Source organism: Citrobacter sp. Cpo045 (assembly GCF_030332875.1).
GTDB lineage: Bacteria > Pseudomonadota > Gammaproteobacteria > Enterobacterales > Enterobacteriaceae > Citrobacter > Citrobacter portucalensis.
Genome location: NZ_JAOWGZ010000104.1, coordinates 54,731 through 73,301, shown reverse-complemented (window position 1 = coordinate 73,301; position 18,571 = coordinate 54,731). Strand labels below are relative to the sequence as shown.

Annotated in this window: 17 protein-coding genes; 7 read left to right on the top strand and 10 right to left on the bottom strand. The window is 51.7% G+C overall.

Annotated elements, in window-relative coordinates; genetic code table 11:
- Positions 1–36 precede the first annotated feature (36 nt).
- The 4 genes from OGY13_RS20785 (at position 37) to rlmM (ending at position 3,054) form a co-directional block, all read left to right on the top strand.
- A complete protein-coding gene (locus tag OGY13_RS20785; protein ID WP_003825635.1) occupies positions 37–264 on the top strand; it encodes a YgdI/YgdR family lipoprotein in 228 nt (75 codons plus the stop codon).
- A gap of 365 nt (positions 265–629) precedes the next feature.
- A complete protein-coding gene (gene gcvA / locus OGY13_RS20780; RefSeq protein ID WP_003034035.1) occupies positions 630–1,547 on the top strand; it encodes a glycine cleavage system transcriptional regulator GcvA in 918 nt (305 codons plus the stop codon).
- A gap of 18 nt (positions 1,548–1,565) precedes the next feature.
- Complete coding sequence (locus OGY13_RS20775) at positions 1,566–1,961, top strand: DUF423 domain-containing protein (RefSeq protein ID WP_003034037.1); 396 nt, start codon at positions 1,566–1,568, stop codon at positions 1,959–1,961.
- Positions 1,954–3,054: a 23S rRNA (cytidine(2498)-2'-O)-methyltransferase RlmM gene (rlmM, locus tag OGY13_RS20770; protein ID WP_003034040.1), complete on the top strand. Its 1,101-nt coding sequence runs from the start codon at positions 1,954–1,956 to the stop codon at positions 3,052–3,054. The genes OGY13_RS20775 and rlmM overlap by 8 nt, the downstream gene beginning before the upstream one ends.
- Positions 3,055–3,089: 35 nt before the next feature.
- On the opposite strand, the gene fucR is transcribed toward rlmM, so the two are convergent.
- The 5 genes from fucR to fucP all read right to left on the bottom strand — a co-directional run bounded on the left by fucR (position 3,090) and on the right by fucP (position 8,943).
- Complete coding sequence (fucR, locus tag OGY13_RS20765) at positions 3,090–3,818, bottom strand: L-fucose operon activator (RefSeq protein WP_003825642.1); 729 nt, start codon at positions 3,816–3,818, stop codon at positions 3,090–3,092.
- A gap of 57 nt (positions 3,819–3,875) precedes the next feature.
- A complete protein-coding gene (fucU, locus tag OGY13_RS20760; protein ID WP_213752694.1) occupies positions 3,876–4,298 on the bottom strand; it encodes an L-fucose mutarotase in 423 nt (140 codons plus the stop codon).
- A 1-nt stretch (position 4,299) separates the two neighbouring features.
- On the bottom strand, positions 4,300–5,718 hold the full coding sequence (fucK, locus tag OGY13_RS20755) for an L-fuculokinase (protein WP_213752693.1): 1,419 nt from the start codon (positions 5,716–5,718) through the stop codon (positions 4,300–4,302).
- A gap of 107 nt (positions 5,719–5,825) precedes the next feature.
- Positions 5,826–7,601, bottom strand: coding sequence for an L-fucose isomerase (gene fucI, locus OGY13_RS20750; RefSeq protein WP_003825648.1), 1,776 nt, complete (start codon positions 7,599–7,601; stop codon positions 5,826–5,828).
- Positions 7,602–7,632: 31 nt separating this feature from the next.
- Positions 7,633–8,943, bottom strand: coding sequence for an L-fucose:H+ symporter permease (gene fucP / locus OGY13_RS20745; RefSeq protein ID WP_008785696.1), 1,311 nt, complete (start codon positions 8,941–8,943; stop codon positions 7,633–7,635).
- Positions 8,944–9,506: 563 nt separating this feature from the next.
- Here fucP and fucA point away from each other — a divergent pair.
- Both fucA and fucO read left to right on the top strand, forming a co-directional pair.
- The gene (fucA, locus tag OGY13_RS20740; RefSeq protein WP_003825656.1) at positions 9,507–10,154 is read left to right on the top strand and encodes an L-fuculose-phosphate aldolase; all 648 of its coding nucleotides are present in this window, start codon (positions 9,507–9,509) and stop codon (positions 10,152–10,154) included.
- Positions 10,155–10,165: 11 nt separating this feature from the next.
- The gene (fucO, locus tag OGY13_RS20735) at positions 10,166–11,314 is read left to right on the top strand and encodes a lactaldehyde reductase (protein ID WP_213752692.1); all 1,149 of its coding nucleotides are present in this window, start codon (positions 10,166–10,168) and stop codon (positions 11,312–11,314) included.
- Between the two features lie 76 nt (positions 11,315–11,390).
- Here the strand turns inward: fucO and xni are convergent, their stop codons facing one another.
- From xni to queF, 5 genes are all read right to left on the bottom strand, one after another.
- Complete coding sequence (gene xni / locus OGY13_RS20730) at positions 11,391–12,146, bottom strand: flap endonuclease Xni (protein ID WP_213752691.1); 756 nt, start codon at positions 12,144–12,146, stop codon at positions 11,391–11,393.
- 169 nt (positions 12,147–12,315) lie between these two features.
- Positions 12,316–13,683, bottom strand: a complete 1,368-nt coding sequence (locus OGY13_RS20725; RefSeq protein ID WP_003034070.1) for an L-serine ammonia-lyase — start codon at positions 13,681–13,683, stop codon at positions 12,316–12,318.
- A 53-nt stretch (positions 13,684–13,736) separates the two neighbouring features.
- On the bottom strand, positions 13,737–15,026 hold the full coding sequence (locus tag OGY13_RS20720; RefSeq protein ID WP_003034073.1) for an HAAAP family serine/threonine permease: 1,290 nt from the start codon (positions 15,024–15,026) through the stop codon (positions 13,737–13,739).
- 560 nt (positions 15,027–15,586) lie between these two features.
- Positions 15,587–16,951: a nucleotide 5'-monophosphate nucleosidase PpnN gene (gene ppnN, locus OGY13_RS20715; protein WP_003034076.1), complete on the bottom strand. Its 1,365-nt coding sequence runs from the start codon at positions 16,949–16,951 to the stop codon at positions 15,587–15,589.
- A gap of 113 nt (positions 16,952–17,064) precedes the next feature.
- The gene (gene queF / locus OGY13_RS20710) at positions 17,065–17,913 is read right to left on the bottom strand and encodes an NADPH-dependent 7-cyano-7-deazaguanine reductase QueF (RefSeq protein ID WP_286637850.1); all 849 of its coding nucleotides are present in this window, start codon (positions 17,911–17,913) and stop codon (positions 17,065–17,067) included.
- 68 nt (positions 17,914–17,981) lie between these two features.
- Here queF and syd point away from each other — a divergent pair, with 68 nt between their 5' ends.
- Positions 17,982–18,527, top strand: coding sequence for a SecY-interacting protein (gene syd / locus OGY13_RS20705; RefSeq protein WP_032944836.1), 546 nt, complete (start codon positions 17,982–17,984; stop codon positions 18,525–18,527).
- Positions 18,528–18,571 lie beyond the last annotated feature (44 nt).

The window sequence follows — 18,571 nt, the reverse complement described above, 5'->3', positions numbered from 1 at the left end:
GTTTTTAATAGCATAAATCGCTTTAAGGAGAAGAAGATGAAAAAGACTGCCGCCATTATTTCTGCCTGTATGCTGACTTTTGCCCTGAGCGCCTGTTCTGGTTCGAATTACGTGATGCACACCAATGATGGTCGATCAATCGTAGCTGATGGTAAACCACAGACCGATAATGAGACGGGGATGATTTCGTATAAAGACGCTAACGGCAACAAACAGCAGATTAACCGCACTGACGTGAAAGAGATGGTAGAACTGGAGCAATAATAGCCGGTTGGCCATCGACGAAACGTGGACAAAAAAAAGCACCGCAATTTGGCGGTGCTACATTAATCACTATGGACAGACAGGGTAAATGTACAGGAAGTGAAAAAGGGTAGCTTTGCTACCATGGTCTGAATCGCAGACCAATTGCAAACACAACAACACAACATCACAACCGTAAGCCAAAAGCCCACCAGAACACGCATTCCGATAAAACTTTTCGTTCCGGCTTCAGGAAGTGCCGCCACTATAGGTATTTGCTGGTAGAACCTCAACGGACAATTTATAATGGCTCAGATAAAAAAAACTAATAGGTTACAGCCTGTTAGCTAATTGTTAAATTCATTTAACATCAAAGCCTAAAAGTCATGTCAAAACGATTACCACCCTTAAATGCGTTACGTGTTTTTGATGCTGCAGCGCGTCATTTAAGCTTTACTCGCGCAGCAGAAGAGCTTTTTGTGACGCAGGCCGCAGTAAGTCACCAAATCAAGTCACTTGAGGATTTTTTGGGGCTAAAACTGTTTCGTCGACGCAATCGATCTTTGCTGTTAACGGAAGAAGGTCAAAGCTACTTTCTCGACATTAAAGAGATTTTTTCGCAATTAACCGACGCGACGCGTAAACTTCAGGCACGCAGTGCAAAAGGTGCGCTTACCGTTAGTTTATTGCCCAGTTTTGCGATCCAATGGCTGGTGCCCAGACTCTCTAGCTTTAACTCAGCTTATCCGGGAATCGATGTCAGGATCCAGGCGGTAGACCGTCAGGAAGACAAACTGGCTGATGATGTTGATGTGGCGATTTTCTACGGACGCGGCAACTGGCCGGGTCTGCGCGTTGAAAAATTGTACGCAGAATATTTATTGCCGGTCTGCTCTCCGCTGTTGCTTACCGGTGATAAACCGCTAAAGACACCGGACGACCTGGCAAAACACACTTTATTGCATGATGCGTCGCGGCGAGACTGGCAAGCCTATACGCGCCAGCTTGGCCTGAATCATATCAACGTGCAGCAGGGACCTATCTTCAGCCATAGCGCCATGGTGCTACAGGCTGCAATCCATGGACAGGGGATCGCGCTGGCTAACAACGTCATGGCGCAGTCCGAAATTGAAGCCGGACGTCTGGTCTGTCCGTTTAACGATGTTCTGGTCAGCAAAAACGCATTTTATCTGGTTTGTCATGACAGTCAGGCAGAACTGGGTAAAATAGCCGCCTTCCGTCAGTGGATTCTGGCGAAAGCGGCCACGGAACAAGAAAAATTCCGCTTTCGTTATGAACAATAATTTACGTAGGGTATTCAAATGACCAGCCGTTTTATGCTGATTTTTGCCGCCGTAAGTGGCTTTATCTTTGTGGCGTTGGGCGCCTTTGGGGCACATGTTCTGAGCAAAACCCTCGGTGTTGTTGAAATGGGGTGGATTCAGACCGGCCTTGAGTATCAGGCGTTTCATACGCTGGCTATCTTTGGCCTGGCCGTCGCCATGCAACGGCGCATTAGTATTTGGTTTTACTGGAGTAGCGTGTTTCTGGCATTAGGTACAGTGCTGTTTAGCGGCAGCCTGTATTGTCTCGCGCTCTCTCATTTACGCCTGTGGGCGTTTGTTACCCCTGTCGGCGGCTTCAGCTTCCTCGTAGGCTGGGCGCTGATGTTAGTGGGCGCTATTCGATTGAAACGTAAGGGCGTTAGCCATGAATAAGGTTGTATTGTTGTGTCGCCCAGGTTTTGAAAAAGAGTGCGCCGCAGAAATTACGGATAAAGCAGGACGCCGGGAAATCTTCGGTTTTGCCCGCGTGAAAGACAATGCGGGTTACGTCATCTTCGAATGCTATCAGCAGGACGATGCTGAAAAGTTAGTGAAAGAGCTGCCGTTTAGTTCGCTGATTTTTGCGCGTCAAATGTTTGTGGTGGGCGAGCTGCTGCAATACTTACCGCCGGAAGATCGTATTACACCGATCGTTGGCATGTTGCAGGGTGTGGTGGAAAAGGGTGGCGATCTGCGAGTAGAAGTCGCCGACACCAATGAAAGCAAAGAGCTGGTTAAATTTTGCCGTAAATTTACCGTACCGTTGCGTGCAGCGCTGCGCGAAGCAGGCGTACTGGCAAAGTATGAAACGCCAAAACGTCCGGTGGTTCACGTCTTCTTTATCGCCCCTGGTTGTTGTTATACCGGCTATTCCTGGCCTGACAATAACTCACCGTTTTACATGGGGATTCCGCGTCTGAAGTTTCCAGCCGATGCGCCGAGCCGTTCAACGCTCAAGCTGGAAGAAGCGCTGCACGTGTTTATCCCTGCCGATGAATGGGATGAGCGTCTGGCGAACGGAATGTATGCGGTGGATTTAGGCGCCTGCCCGGGCGGATGGACCTATCAGCTGGTTAAACGCAACATGTGGGTTTATTCCGTGGATAACGGCCCGATGGCGCAAAGCCTGATGGATACCGGGCAGGTCACCTGGCTACGTGAAGACGGATTTAAGTACCGTCCGAATCGCAATAACATTTCGTGGATGGTCTGTGACATGGTGGAGAAGCCGGCGAAGGTTGCCGCGCTGATGGCACAATGGCTGGTCAACGGCTGGTGTCGTGAGACGATCTTCAACCTCAAGCTGCCGATGAAAAAACGCTACGAAGAGGTATCACAGAACCTGGCTTACATTCAGGCCCAGCTTGATGAACATGGTGTAAATGCCCAGATTCAGGCGCGTCAGCTGTATCATGACCGTGAAGAAGTAACCGTTCACGTACGTCGTCTGTGGGCTGCCGTCGGCGGTCGTCGCGACGAGCGATAAGGCTACAACCCAGGCCGGATGGCGGCATAATTGCCCTATTCGGCCTGGATTGCTTCAATCAGCTGTGTATCTGAAACAATATGCGTCACATCATCCAGATGCCCAATTCTGGCCTCTCCCGAACGATTAAATTTACTTTTATCGATCAGTAATAAAGACTGCGATGCACGCTTAAGCAGAATGGATTTGAAGTCTGCGTTGGTTGCATTTGAGTCCCAGAGCGCACCGTCGCTGTCGATCCCTTCGCAGGAAAAAATAAACAGGTCAATCTCGAGTGGTTTTAGCTGCGAGATAAGCGAGGGATTAACGTAGCAACCGTATTTGCGCTCAAGGCGACCGCCGGAGCTGATAAGCTGAATATGTTCACGTTTAGCCAATTCCTGGCAGATGGGCTGGCTGTTGGTAAAAACGTGAATGTTGATGTCCGGTAACTGTCGCGCAAGATACCAGCAGGTAGAGCTGGCGTCTAAGGCAATCACCATACCTTCTTCGATCCATGCCAACGCTTCACGGGCAATATCCGCTTTGTGTGCATAGTGGCTTTTGAGTCGAATATGAAATGGGTCACCGCTGTCCTGATTTTCCCGGTGAATAACTTTGGCCCGACCGTGGTTGCGTAACACTTTTCCCTGGGTCTGTAACTCGCTGAGATCGCGGCGGATGGTCTCTTTGCTGACGTTAAGCTGCAAAGCCAGGGCTTCGGTTGTCAGGCTTTTGTGGTTAGTAAGCAGATCTACGATTGCCTGCTGGCGCGCCGCTTTCATGTTCTGATCCTCATCTTATGATGAATGCCCGTACCTGACGGGCATTCTGACCAGAGATTACGGCGTTACCCCTTTTTTTAAAAGAATATTCCCGTACTTTGCCCGCTCTCCTGTGATAACGATCGCAAAGGCCTTTTGTGCTCGTTCGTAAAAGGCATAGCGGTCAATACGCGTGATGTTCGGGCAGGGGGTCTGTAATGAAAGCGCCTGACGATAGCGAGTCTCAACGTCAGGATCGAGAGTGTCGCCTTCAACCGCAGCCATCATCACCAGCGGTGGGGCGTAGCTGTCCAGTTCAAATAGCGGAATAAGCGCCTGCAGCAGATCGCTGACCAGCAGACCGTCAGCGCGGATGACCTGTGGCCCCATGCTGTTGGCCGGGAAGTGGGCATCGGAAAAGATAATCTCATCGCCGTGTCCCATTTCGGCCAGCACTTTCAGTAAGTCGGGGGAAATTAAGGGAGATATCGTTTTAAGCATGTTACTCGACTCCTGTGAGTTCGGATTCGGTTTGCGGATAGAAGTAACGGTACTGATAGCGCACCTGTTCGCGCGCCTGCTCCGGGGAGGTAAATTCCCCGATGCCTGACCAGGCAAACATTGCGGCGCCTGCCACGGTGGTTTCGGCATCATCCAGCACTTTGACAGGGATCCCGAGAACGTTCGCTTTGATTTGGTTCCACAAGATGTTGCGGCTGCCCCCGCCAACTAATAGCAGTTCAGAGGCCTGGAAATGGCCGATTTTTTCCAGCGTTTGCAGATTCCGCTGCAGCTGTTCTGTCAGTCCTTCCAGCGCGGCGCGATAAAAGTGCCCACGGGTAGTATTGAGGGTAACCCCTTGCCAGCCCGCATTCTGACAGGCCAGCAGGTCGCATTGCATCTTCACCCCTTCGGCACCAGCGGGAATATCCCGAGCTTCATCAATCAACGTTTGCCAGGGCGTGTCCGCGGTCCATAACAGCTTTCGAACCCATTCAAGCACGCCGGAGGCCAGCCACTGCATTCCGGGATTGTTAAGCCCAGCCTGACTATCCAGCTCACAGGTGGAGCCCGCATAATGGCTGAGCAGGGAGGTATTTACCTGCGCACTGCGCACCATCAGAATTTCCCATGTGCCGGAAGAGAGTACCGGTTCATCCTGTTGGGCTCCTGCGCCAAATAGCGCAAACTGTGTGTCGTGTCCGGCAGAGATGACTGGAATACCCTCTGGAAGTCCGAGCTGGCTGGCGGCCTCGCGTTGCAGTACCCCAATTTGTTCGCCTGCTTCAACCAGGCGCGGAAACAGGCGACGCGGTATGCCAGTTGCCTGCAAAATGTCCTGGCTGAAATCACGTTGCTGGATATCCAGCATCTGGCTGGTTCCCGCCATGGTGATGTCAGTTGTGAACTCGCCGGTTAAACGTTGGTTGATAAGCGACGAGATAAACAGCCAGGCGTGCGCCTGTTCCAGTAATTGCGGGTGGTTCTCTTTCAGCCACACCAGTTTGTACAGCGTATTGAAGCTAAACGCCCCAACGCCGGAGATTTCCTGCAGTTGCTGCGGTGACATGTAGCGATGGATATTCTCCATTACCGCTGCGGTACGTGGGCATTTCCAGCTGATCACCGGGTACAGTTGTTTGCCGTTCTTATCCACCAGCGCACCATCCACGCCGAAGGTGGTGACGGCGATCCCGCTAATTTGGCAGGCGGCCAATTGCGAGGAAAGCCGCTGACAGCAGTCGGCAAAGCGCTGCAGAATGGCCTCCAGCGACCATTGGTGCCAGGCACTGTTTTCTGCGGCGATGTCACTGGCGTTCGGGGTCGCTGCGCGGGCGACAATCTTTCCCTGTCGGTCAACGGCAATGGCCCGTACGTTGGTCGCGCCACAGTCGAGAACCAGAATAACCTCTTGTTTCATAATTGCTCCTGGGAGATTACCTATTGCCGGATGGCGGCTTCGCCTTATCCGGCCTACAAAACCGTGTGCTTCGTAGGCCGCACCGCCATCAGGCAATCGCTCGATGTTTAACGCTTATACAGCGGACCGTAGTTCTGACAAGCGCGGTAATCCTGACCTTCCGTATCCATACCGTGGGCGGCCCAGGAGGAAGGACGATAAATTTTCTCGTCTTCCACGTTGTGCATGCACACCGGGATACGCAGCATGGCAGCCAGAGTGATAAAGTCCGCACCTACGTGACCGATCGTCAGCACCCCGTGGTTAGCGCCCCAGTTAGCCATGACGGAATAGACGTCGCTGAACGGGCCCTTGCCGGTTAAGCGCGGAGCAAACCAGGTGGTTGGCCATGTGGAGTTGGTACGCGCATCAAGCTGGTCGTGCATATCTTTCGGCAACTCCACGCTCCAGCCTTCCGCGATTTGTAGCACCGGCCCCAACCCTTTGATGATGTTGATACGGCTCATGGTGAACGGCACACCGCCTTCAGTCAGGAAGCGAGATGAGTAACCGCCCCCGCGGAAGTATTCGTGAATAGCCGGGCACCATTCGGTTGCCGCAAGGCATTCATCCGCCTCTTTCTGCGAGATTTCCCAGTGTGGTTTCATGGTCGGTTTACCTTCGCTGTCGCGCTGTTTGCAGGAACCGTCCAGTGCCGCAGAACCGGAGTTAATCAAGTGAATAATGCCGTGCTCAGCAAGACCGGTCAGCGGTTTACCCGTGACGCGTTCAACCGCCTCTGGCGACCAGTAGGTACGCACATCGGCAAAGACCTGGGCCGTGCCGGTGAGTTGATGGCCGAACAGCATCGCCACGCCGTTCAGGCTGTCGTTTTCGGTTGCGACAACGAACGGTTCACGAACGCCATTCCAGTCAAAGGAGCTGTTGAGCAACGCTTCGGCGGTATCGCCATTTGGGTATTGATCGGTCCAGTGACGCTGGCCCTGGAAGCCTGCGGCGATCGCGTTATAGCCCAGGGATTCTTCGACCAGACCTTTGTCTGCCAGCTTTTTGTTACCCTGCATCATGTCGCGAATGCACATGGCCATCAGCAGGCTTTCTTTCAGCACTGCGCGGCTTTGTTCTGCGTTACGTTTATATTGTTGTGCGTTCTGATCTTCGCCGTAGCGGAAGTTTTTGTCCGCCCACGCCAGCGCCATTTCCAGCTCGGTTTCATCATAGATTTTCTGGTCAATGCGACGACGCAGCTCGGTCATATCAACCGCCTGCACCTTCATACCCAGCCAGGATTCAAAGAAGTTATGGTCGACGATAGAACCGGCGATGCCCATTGATACACCACCGACAGACAGGTAGCTTTTCCCTTTCATACTGGCGACCGCTAAGCCGGCACGGGCAAAGCGCAGCAGTTTTTCTTCAACATCGGCAGGGATAGATGTGTCGTCTGCATCCTGTACGTCATGACCATAGATGGAGAAGGCAGGAAGGCCTTTTTGGCTGTGAGCTGCCAGTGCGGCGGCCAGGTAAACCGCCCCCGGACGTTCCGTGCCGTTGAAGCCCCAGATCGCTTTCGGGCGCATCGGATCCATGTCGATGGTTTCACTGCCGTAGCACCAACATGGGGTAACGGTAATCGTCACGCCAACATTCTGGCTGCTGAATTTTTCTTCACAGGCTGCGGATTCCGCCATGCCGGCGATACAGGTATCGGCAATCACACATTCAATTTGTGCGCCGCAGGCATGACGAAGTTTTTCAGTGATAAGCGCTGCGGTAGCTTTAGCCATATTCATGGTTTGCTCTTCGAGCGACTCACGTACACCCATACGACGTCCGTCAATAACCGGGCGAATACCAATTTTTGGTAAGCTGATTTTTTTCATCACAGATTCCTCACGTTATTCGGATAAATATTCAGTTGGCTGCCGTTTGTGAACGGAAGCGGGCAAAAATAAAGATGATGGCGAAGCAAAGCGCCGGGACCAGTTCAGCGGTCGGGATATTGCCAGCGGCATCGCTGACAAAGCCCATCACCGGGGTCACAATGCCGCCGCCAATGATGGTCATGACGATAAAAGACGAGCCGTATTTGGTGTCTTGTCCCAGATTTTTGATCCCCAGAGAAAAAATGGTTGGGTACTGAATCGACATAAATGCGCTGCACAACGTCAGGGCCAGCAGGCCGATCTGGCCACCGGTGAAGGCGGAAATCAGGCACAGAATCATGGCAAGCAGGGCATATGCGGCCAGCACTTTATGCGGCGCAAAGCGACTGATAAGCCAAGTGCCGGAGAAACGACCGATAAAGAAGCACACCATGGTGCCGGTCAGGTAGTTGGCGGCGAAACCTGGCGTCATGCCTGGGATCTCTTCGATTGCGTAGCGAATCAGGTAGCTCCAGCAGGCAGTTTGTGCACCGACGTAGCAGAACTGCGCCAGTACCGCCCAACGCCAGTGGCGAATGCGCACCAGGCGGGAAAGGGACGCGGAGAATGAACTCTGAGCGTTGTCACTGTGATCGTCACTTTGCAGGGTCGGAAACTTGGTAAACATGATCAGCAGGGCGACCAGCAAAACGACCGCGACGATGATCATATAAGGGGTTTGAACCGATAACACCAGGCTGTGCTTGTAGGCGCTTAGCTGTTCTGGCGCCATCTTATCGAGTACGTCTTGAGATTGATGTGGCACATTAGACAAAATAAGACTTTGCCCAAAAACAACCGCAATAATGGCACCAAATGAGTTAAAAGTTTGCGCGAGATTTAATCGGAAGTGACCGCCGCTTTCCGGGCCCAGTACGGTTACAAAGGGGTTGGCAGCCGTTTCCAGACAACCTAAGCCCGCCGCAATAATAAATAGTCCAATCAGGAATAAGGTGTAATTCATTACCTCAGCCGCTGGCCAGAATAATGCTGCACCGATGGCATATAAGAATAATCCGGTAATAATTCCTGCTTTATAACTTAGTTTTTTCATCAGGATCCCGGCTGGGATTGGAATGACGAAATAACCAAAATAAAAAGCAGATTGAATCAGACCAGCCTGAAAGTTTGTTAATGTAAAAGCTTGCTGAAATTGTGGTAATAAAATGTCATTAAGATTATTGGCAACCGCCCAAAGAAAAAACAGTGAACAGAGTAACGCGAAGGGAATGACATAATTTTTTGTCTGCCCCCGCTCTACCGCATGAAAACTTTGTGTTTGTATTGATGTGTTTCCCATAGCATCCTCATCAGTTCATAAGCATGTTCAACAGCTTAAGAGTACGATTGGTGATTTTCACCAACCTGCTAATCCAGGTGAGTTCCGGTAACCTGCCAGATAAAATTGGCCTTCATGAATGAACTCATGAATTCATTTTCAAATAAAAACCGGCCATTAATATGATGGTGGTCACATTTATGCTCAGGGTGTGGGTTTATGTGATTATCATCACTTTAATTTCTTTAAAACAATGACCGTTTGAGAAAAATAAATTAAAAAGCCACAGGGATAATGCCCGAATTAATTAGTTAAGTGGAAAACGGGCAATGGTAACAATTTATTCGCAAATGACCGTTTTACAATGGTTTTATTAAGAACGGACATTTTGCAATTGTAATATTATGCCTGCATGTTTTTATTCAGCGTTATTAGTTGATGAACATCACAAAATCCAGTGCTAAAAATTCCCTTCTCTTTATTCAGCATGATGATAGTTAGCAAATACCCGCTTAAATCAACAGAGCGTCGAGGTATTAGCAATGTTCTGTTGTCGCATTTTGACTCACTGAGAGAGGTAAGTAATGGAACGAAATACGCTGGCACGGCAGATTATCAATACCTGCCTGGAAATGACCCGTCTGGGGTTGAATCAGGGGACTGCGGGTAATGTAAGTGTGCGTTACCAGGACGGGATGTTAATTACCCCGACGGGTATTCCGTATGACAAACTCACCGAATCCCACATAGTGTACATCAACGCTGAGGGGCAGCACGAAGAAGGGAAATTACCTTCCAGCGAGTGGCGGTTCCATATGGCCGCTTATCAGACGCGTCCCGATGCTCAGGCGGTGGTCCATAATCATGCCGTGCATTGTACTGCTGTTTCTATTCTCAATCGGCCAATCCCGGCAATCCATTACATGATTGCGGCGGCTGGCGGTAACTCAATTCCCTGTGCGCCATATGCGACGTTTGGTACGCGTGAGCTTTCCGAGCACGTTGCGGTAGCGCTGAAAAACCGAAAAGCAACGCTGTTGCAGCATCATGGGCTGATCGCCTGCGAGGAAAATCTGGAAAAAGCCCTGTGGTTAGCGCATGAAGTGGAAGTGCTGGCGCAGCTTTATCTCAGCACGCTGGCGATTACCGATCCGGTTCCGGTACTGGACGATGAGGCTATCGCTATTGTGCTGGAAAAATTCAAAACATATGGATTGCGTATTGAGGAATAGGAGATAAAACGATGGCGAACAGAATGATTCTGAACGAAACGGCATGGTTTGGCCGGGGAGCTGTTGGCGCATTAACCGATGAAGTTATTCGTCGTGGTTATCGCAAAGCATTGATTGTGACTGATAAAAATCTGGTGCAGTGCGGCGTTGTTGAGAAGGTGACTTCCCGAATGGATGCTGAAGGTCTGGCATGGGAAATCTATTCAGGCGTTATTCCTAATCCAACCATTGCGGTAGTGCAGGAAGGATTGAGTGTCTTTCAGCAAAGCGGCGCAGACTATCTGGTCGCCATTGGCGGTGGCTCCCCGCAGGATACCTGTAAAGCGATTGGCATTATTAACAATAACCCGGAGTTTGCGGATGTACGCAGCCTTGAAGGGTTATCGCCGACACGCTTCCCGAGCGTGCCAGTTATGGCTATCCCAACCACTGCGGGAACGGCGGCGGAAGTGACCATTAACTACGTGATCACTGACGAAGAGAATCGGCGTAAGTTTGTTTGTGTCGATCCACATGACATCCCGCAGGTGGCGTTCATTGATGCTGACATGATGGACGGCATGCCTACTGCATTAAAAGCGGCTACTGGCGTAGATGCACTGACTCATGCCATTGAAGGCTACATCACGCGGGCTGCGTGGGCGCTTACCGATGCGCTGCACATTAAAGCCATCGAAATTATTGCCGGGTCATTACGCGGTTCCGTTGTGGGCGACAGCCAGGCGGGGGAAGCGATGGCTCTGGGCCAGTACGTTGCCGGGATGGGTTTCTCCAACGTAGGTCTGGGATTAGTGCATGGCATGGCACACCCGTTAGGCGCGTTCTACAACACGCCGCACGGCGTCGCGAATGCCATTTTGCTGCCGCACGTGATGCACTATAACGCCGAATTCACCGGGGAAAAATTCCGCGATATCGCCCGGGTAATGGGGGTTAAGGTTGAAGGACTGACGCTGGCAGAGGCACGCAAAGCGGCGGTGGATGCCGTCTTCGCCCTTAATCGCGATGTAGGTATCCCACTGCATCTACGCGATGTTGGCGTCCGTAAAGAGGATATTCCTGCGCTGGCGCAAGCCGCATTTGACGATGTTTGTACCGGGGGAAATCCGCGTGAAGCGAGCCTTGGGGATATCGTTGAGCTGTACCATACCGCCTGGTAATCACCTGGCGTTTATCTGGCCTACAGGGTTGTACAATAAGTAGGCCGGATAAGCGCAGCGCCATCCGGAAATAAGGCTACCGCGCCAGCCGTAGTTGCCGTAGGTTTCCGTCGATATGTAAGTCTGTTTGCAGCCGCGCGATATCGCGGCACAAAAACGCCATCTCCCGATGTTCTTCGAGTTTCTTACGCCATTTCTCCGGTACGTCATCCAGATGTTCATACAGCGCTTCCAGCGTTGGAAACTGTGCCAGCAGTTGTGTGGCGCTTTTAGGACCAATACCGGCAACCCCCGGTATTTTAGAACTGCTGATCCCGGCCAGTCCCCAGTAATCTGGCAGCTGTTGCGGCAGTACGCCGAACTCTTTCTCGATAAACGGCGCATCCAGCCAGCGTTTCTGGAAATAATCGCGAATCCGCAGCGTTGGGGAGAGTAGCTGACAGTAGCCTTTATCGGTTGAGACGATAGTCGCCTGGTGTCCCGCCTGGCTAACTTTCACCGCCAGAGTGGCGGCTAAATCATCGGCTTCATTCCCGCTGGATACCCAGCAGCAGACGCCGCGCTGTTCAAAAGCGGCGCGTAAGGCGGGCATTTCCTGGTGTAAATCGTCAGGCATCGGCGGGCGACCGGCTTTGTAGTCAGGTAACCGTTGGTGACGCCAGCCGCTGTTACGCGCTTCGTCATCAAATACCGCCACGGCGTGCGTGGGCTGACTGTGCACAATCAGCTGATCGAGCGCGTGTTGGCATGTCTCCACGCAGGGGGAGCCCTGTACGGCGTGAATACGGCGGATGAGATTCAGTGCATCAACAATGAGCAGGTGGACGGCCACGGTGTTCTCCCTAACAAATTAGTCTGTAGGGTAACATTCACGACGAGTGGAGACGAGCATTGCGAAAGAGCGCTATCCGTAAGCCTGATAAGCGAAGCGCCATCAGGCAATAAAAGCCGGATGCGGCGAGCGCCTTATCCGGCCTACAGATACAAAAATGTGCTGAGAATTAATCGCAGGTGACAATCTTCATCGCCAGACCACCACGAGAGGTTTCGCGGTATTTGGCGTTCATGTCTTTACCGGTTTCGTACATGGTCTCGATAACTTTATCGAGGCACACGCGTGGTTCACTGGTACGGCGCAGCGCCATACGTGCAGCGTTCACCGCTTTAACCGAAGCAATGGCATTACGCTCAATGCACGGTACCTGAACCTGGCCGGCAACCGGGTCGCAGGTCAGACCCAGGTTGTGTTCCATACCGATTTCTGCCGCGATGCATACCTGCATTGGGCTACCACCCAGCAGTTCAGCCAGACCAGCCGCTGCCATGGAGCAGGCGACGCCAACTTCACCCTGACAGCCGACTTCGGCACCAGAGATAGAGGCGTTCATCTTGTACAGTGAACCAATGGCGCTCGCGACCAGCATGTAGCGTGCCAGCGAGTTAGCGTTCACTTCACGGATAAACTTGTCGTAATACGCCAGTACGGCAGGAACAATCCCGCATGCACCGTTGGTTGGTGCAGTCACCACGCGTCCACCGGCTGCGTTTTCTTCGTTCACGGCCAGCGCGAACATGTTGATCCAGTCAACAACCGCCATCGGGTCGGTGGTGGTTTTGTCGCTGCTGACCAGCATGCGACGCAGCGCAGCAGCACGACGCGGAACGCGCAGTTTGCCCGGCAATACACCTTCGGTGGTGATGCCGCGTTCAATCCCGCTACGCATCACTTCCCAGACGTTAGCAAAGTGCTGTTCCAGCTCTTCTTTGCTGTGCAGCGCCAGTTCGTTTTGCATCATCAGACCGGAAAGCGACAGGCCGGTTTCCTGGCAATGACGTTGCAAATCAGCTGCGGATTTATACGGATATGGCACGTTTACCGGAGAGTTGTTCGGTAAACCAAAATGTTCTTCATCAACGATGAACCCACCGCCAATGGAATAGTAAGTCTGGCTGTAAATAGCCTTTTCGCCCGCCAGTGCGGTAATGCGCATCCCGTTTTCGTGCAGGGACAGATTGTCCGCATGGAAATTCATGCACTTGTCGACCGGGAACTCGACCTCATGTTGACCGTCTGCCAGCAGCAAACGCCCATGAGTATTCACATCCTGGATAAAGGACGGAATGGCATCAATGTCTACGGTATCCGGCAGATTACCCGCCAGGCCCATAATAATCGCGATGTCGGTATGGTGACCTTTCCCCGTCAGAGATAAAGAGCCATAGACATCAACCACTACGCGGGTTACGTCAGTGAGAATTCCGCGTGCAATCAGGTCATCCGTGAATTGTTTGCCTGCTTTCATCGGGCCAACAGTGTGGGAGCTGGAAGGGCCAATGCCGATTTTGAAAATATCGAATACGCTAATCATGAGGCGTCCATTGTGTATCGAGGTGCGCCGCCCCGAGGAGCGGCGCAGGGGAATTAACTGAACAGAGAGTAGAAAATAGCGGAGATAGCGATCAGGCCCATAATCACAACGAAGACGTTGCTGATATGGCCGCTGTACTTACGCATTGCCGGTACTTTCTGAATGGCATACATCGGCATCAGGAACAGAATCATCGCGATGATTGGGCCACCCAGGGTCTCAATCATGCCGAGGATGCTTGGGTTCAGCGTCGCCACAATCCAGGTGGTTACCAGCATGAACAGCGCAGTGATTTTGTTCAGTTTGTTGATTTCGATGGATTTGCCTTTGCCACGCAGAGACTTAATCACCATACCATTGAAGCCTTCACGTGCGCCCAGGTAGTGGCCCAGGAAGGATTTGGTGATAGCGATAATCGCGATGATCGGTGCCATCCAGGCAATAATCGGCGCGTTAAAGTGGTTCGCCAGGTAAGACAGAATCGAGATGTTCTGCTCTTTCGCTGCTGCCAGGTCTGCCGGAGTCAGGCTGAACACGCAGCTGAAGACGAAGAACATAACGGTCAGTACCATCATGATGTGAGCGAATGCCAGAATCTTGGAGCATTTTTTCTCTGCTTCATCACCGTACTCTTCACGCTTCGCCACGGCGAAGGAGGAGATGATCGGGGAGTGGTTGAAGGAGAACACCATTACCGGAATTGCCAGCCACAGGGTCAACAGCAGGCCGTTGCCGGTGGTTGCCGCAGAGTCAAAAGACATGGTTTCCAGAATCGCACCGCTCCACTGAGGGATCAGGTACAGCGCCAGCAGCATCAGAGCCGCAACGAACGGGAATACCAGGATGCTCATCGCCTTAACGATCATCTGCTCACCGAAGCGCACGATGGTCATCATGCCGACAATCAGGATCAGTGACAGGATTGCGCGCGGCGGCGGCGTAATCGCCAGCTGGTGGGTCAGGAAGCTTTCAACCGTGTTGGTGATTGCTACGCTGTAAACCAACAGAATCGGGTAGATAGCGAAGAAGTAGAGCAGGGTAATCAGTTTACCTGCACCAACACCAAAGTGTTCTTCTACAACTTCGGTGATGTCTTCACCCGGATTTTTACCGGACAGCACAAAGCGAGTCAGGCCGCGGTGTGCAAAGAAGGTCATTGGGAAGGCAAGGATCGCCATGATGATCAGCGGGATCATACCGCCTACGCCTGCGTTAATCGGCAGGAACAATACACCCGCCCCAATCGCCGTGCCGTAAAGGCCCAGCATCCACATGGTGTCTGTTTTGCGCCATGCGCTGCGGGTCTGGCCCGTAACGATAGTGCTGGTTTGAGTGTTTTCCATCTATTTCTCCTGGAGGAAGCTTAAAAAGTCGGGTTTGGGGTCAATCCAATGAGAAAGTACCCGACTGTAAATCGAAATTCGTTGAGCGATTTTTATATAATTTTTCGCCGTAATAATTTTCGGGCGGAAAGATACATTTTAGTAATGAATGTATCAGTGATCGGGATCCCAAATGCAATAATCCACCTTTTATGTGGATAAATTTGGGCCATTAATCTGTTAAAAAATAGTCAAAGCGAATTTACGGGCGCGAAGGCTAACATTAACGACATATCTCATGAAAGCGAAGGCGCGAAGATAGGCGTGTTCAGCTGTAAAAACTGTTGTTTTTAGATGATTTCGGCGACTAATAATAATTTTCTAAGATAAATCACGGTTGGTTTTTCAAGGTAATCGTTTGCGTGACGCGCTGTTTTTAATGAATCATCACTGGTATTTATATGATTGTCGGGGCTATGTGACTGGTATCACTAAAAAAAGCCGGGAGGCAAGTGCGCCAAACCCGGCTTTGATATGGACAAAACTGTCACCGCTATAGCGCTGCTAGCGGGTGTTGAAGGTTAGGCGCAGATCTCGTAGCAAGGGATATACGCAGTGCCCGGTAACTTCATACGATGTTGTGCAACAAAGCCCTGCAGGAGATCGTCCATGCGGCGCATCATTTCGCGGTCACCGTGGATTTTGTACGGGCCAAACTCTTCAATAGCGCGGATCCCGACTTCCTTCACGTTACCTGCCACAATACCGGAGAATGCACGACGTAAATCGGCGGCCAATACTTCAACGGGTTGATCCGGGTACAGCTTCAGGTTGGCCATGTTTTCATGGGACGGCTCGAACGGCATCTGCAGATCGGGCGCGATACGAATCGACCAGTTAAAGCTGTAAGCATCTCCTGTGTCGCGACGGTTTTCTTTCACCAGCGGCATCGCTTTTTTCATCAGACGCGCCACTTCTGCCGCATCGTCAATGATAATGCGATAGTGGCGACGTGCATCTTCCCCTAGCGTGTGCACGATAAATTCGTCCAGCACGCGGAAGTAATCCGCACTCTCTTTTGGTCCGGTCAGGATCAGCGGTAGAACCTGATCTTTGTTGGCCGGATTCATCAGGATCCCCAGCAGATACAGCAGCTCTTCTGCTGTCCCTACGCCACCCGGGAAGATGATAATACCGTGAGCGATACGCACGAACGCTTCCAGACGTTTTTCAATGTCCGGCATGATGATCAGTTCGTTTACCAGCGGGTTAGGCGGTTCAGCGGCGATGATTGACGGTTCGGTCATGCCAATAAAGCGGCTGTCTTTGTATCGCTGCTGGGCGTGGCCGACCGCGGCGCCTTTCATTGGCGCTTCCATCGCCCCCGGACCGCAGCCGGTACAGATGTTCAGTTCGCGCAGGCCCAGTTGGGTGCCGACGCGACGGGCATACAGGTACTCATTTTCGTTGATTGAGTGACCGCCCCAGCAGACGACCATGTTCGGCGCTTCACCGACGTGTAGCGCCCGCGCATTACGCAGGATCGAGAATACGAGGTTGGTGATATGCACCGAGCTTTCGAGATCCAGATGCTGAAAACGACCGGCGTTATGGATCTGGCCATTGACGAACAGAATGTCGCGCAGTACGGCAAACAGGTTAGCCTGTAGCGCACGAATAATGCGTCCGTCAACAAACGCATCTTCAGGTGGGTTGATCAGTTCCAGCTTCACGCCCCGTTCGCGGCGCAGTACGTTAATATCGAAACTTTCAAAGCGTGACAGCAGTTCTTTACTGTTGTCGGTTAAACTGCCGGAGTTCAGAACGGCAAGCGAACAGTTACGAAACAGTTGATACAGGTCGCTGCTGGCCGTGCGTTTAAGCATATCGACTTCCAGCTGCGACAACATGTCCATTGAGCCAAGCGGGCTAATATGTGTAATCAAGTAAACTCCTTATGGGACGCAACACGTCATTCCCTATTGATTACAATAGCCCTGGCTTATGACCTTTCACAACCTTGCGCGCGGAATCCGGCACGCAAAATTGAGAAAAAAGATTACTGACGTACCAGACGACCGGTTGCCGGAGTGAAATCGGTGTTGGTGCGCCATGGGTTAATGTCCAGGCCGCCACGTCGCGTGTAGCGTGCATAGACGCTCAGTTTCTCTGGCTGGCAGAAGCGCAGAATGTCATTGAAAATACGTTCCACGCACTGCTCATGAAATTCATTATGGTGGCGGAAGGAGACCAGATAACGCAGCAGCTTCTCTCTGTCGATTTTGCGTCCGCGATACTGAATTTGTATGGAGCCCCAGTCTGGCTGGTGGGTGATCAGACAGTTGGATTTCAGCAGGTGGCTGACCAGCGTCTCTTCGACTGCCTTTTCACCGCTCACGGCATTTTCCAGATACGCAGTGCTGAACTGATAGTTGTCGATGACGATATCCTGATTGTCGATACAGGTCCCATTAAAGTGGGCTATCGGCTGCCCTTCCAGTTCGTCAAGGCGGTACAGCGCCACGCTGACATCGCCCTGAGCGCAGGCGCGAAGATCGTTTTCCAGTGTCTGGCGTACCGCGTCCCAGGAATCAAAACGCGTCTGGTTAAAACTGTTCAGGTAAAGCTTAAAGCTTTTCGACTCAATCAGATTTACGCTGGTGTAATCCAGTTCTACGTGACCGACCGCGACTTGCGGTAAGCCGTTGGCATTCAGCCACGACAGTTCATATAGCCTCCAGATATCCGCACCGTGAAAAGGCAAGTTATCGGCCTTTAAATCCAGCGGGTCGCGATTCAGGCTGCGCGGAACGCCCTGCAACAGACTTGCATCGTAATTGTCTCGGTAATCCGTTGATTTACCGAGTGTCAGGCCGTTAAGCGCCTGATGATTTTCATAAGAGGACATGTTTCACCGTCATAAACCAGATACACTATGCGACAAGTGTATCCTGGCTTTTGTGAAGAGAGAAATCAGTGGACGAATTGACAGCGCAGGCGTTGATAGCCTTTACGACGCGTTATTGCGACGCATGGCATGAAAAAAACAACAGTTGGCCGCTCAGCGAAGAGCTGTATGGCGTACCTTCTCCGTGTATCATTTCTTCCACAGACGATGCGGTATTTTGGCAGCCTCAACCTTTTGTCGGCGAAAATAACCTCAATGCGGTTGAACGGGCCTTTGATATTGTGGTACAACCTGCCGTTCACGCTTTTTACACCACCCAGTTTGCTGGTGATATGCACGCGCAGTTTGCGGATGAAAAGCTCACGCTGCTGCAAACCTGGAGTGAAGATGACTTCAGGCGCGTTCAGGAAAACCTGATTGGTCATCTGGTTACGCAAAAGCGCCTCAAGCTATCACCTACGCTTTTTATTGCCACACAAGATAATGAGCTTGACGTCATTTCGGTGTGCAATCTGTCCGGTGAAGTGTGCAAAGAAACGCTGGGAACCCGTAAACGAACGGTGCTGGCGGCCTCACTTGCGGAATTCCTCACTCAACTTAAGCCAGTTCTGTAATCCAGTTTGCCCTGAATCTTGTGAGAGATCTCTTACAAACCCTG

Bases quoted from the DNA above. Each gene is read 5' to 3' on its own strand.
- OGY13_RS20785 (WP_003825635.1), top strand. From the start codon at position 37: ATGAAAAAGACTGCCGCCATTATTTCTGCCTGTATGCTGACTTTTGCC.
- gcvA (WP_003034035.1), top strand. From the start codon at position 630: ATGTCAAAACGATTACCACCCTTAAATGCGTTACGTGTTTTTGATGCT.
- OGY13_RS20775 (WP_003034037.1), top strand. From the start codon at position 1,566: ATGACCAGCCGTTTTATGCTGATTTTTGCCGCCGTAAGTGGCTTTATC.
- rlmM (WP_003034040.1), top strand. From the start codon at position 1,954: ATGAATAAGGTTGTATTGTTGTGTCGCCCAGGTTTTGAAAAAGAGTGC.
- fucR (WP_003825642.1), bottom strand. From the start codon at position 3,818: ATGAAAGCGGCGCGCCAGCAGGCAATCGTAGATCTGCTTACTAACCAC.
- fucU (WP_213752694.1), bottom strand. From the start codon at position 4,298: ATGCTTAAAACGATATCTCCCTTAATTTCCCCCGACTTACTGAAAGTG.
- fucK (WP_213752693.1), bottom strand. From the start codon at position 5,718: ATGAAACAAGAGGTTATTCTGGTTCTCGACTGTGGCGCGACCAACGTA.
- fucI (WP_003825648.1), bottom strand. From the start codon at position 7,601: ATGAAAAAAATCAGCTTACCAAAAATTGGTATTCGCCCGGTTATTGAC.
- fucP (WP_008785696.1), bottom strand. From the start codon at position 8,943: ATGGGAAACACATCAATACAAACACAAAGTTTTCATGCGGTAGAGCGG.
- fucA (WP_003825656.1), top strand. From the start codon at position 9,507: ATGGAACGAAATACGCTGGCACGGCAGATTATCAATACCTGCCTGGAA.
- fucO (WP_213752692.1), top strand. From the start codon at position 10,166: ATGGCGAACAGAATGATTCTGAACGAAACGGCATGGTTTGGCCGGGGA.
- OGY13_RS20725 (WP_003034070.1), bottom strand. From the start codon at position 13,683: ATGATTAGCGTATTCGATATTTTCAAAATCGGCATTGGCCCTTCCAGC.
- OGY13_RS20720 (WP_003034073.1), bottom strand. From the start codon at position 15,026: ATGGAAAACACTCAAACCAGCACTATCGTTACGGGCCAGACCCGCAGC.
- queF (WP_286637850.1), bottom strand. From the start codon at position 17,913: ATGTCCTCTTATGAAAATCATCAGGCGCTTAACGGCCTGACACTCGGT.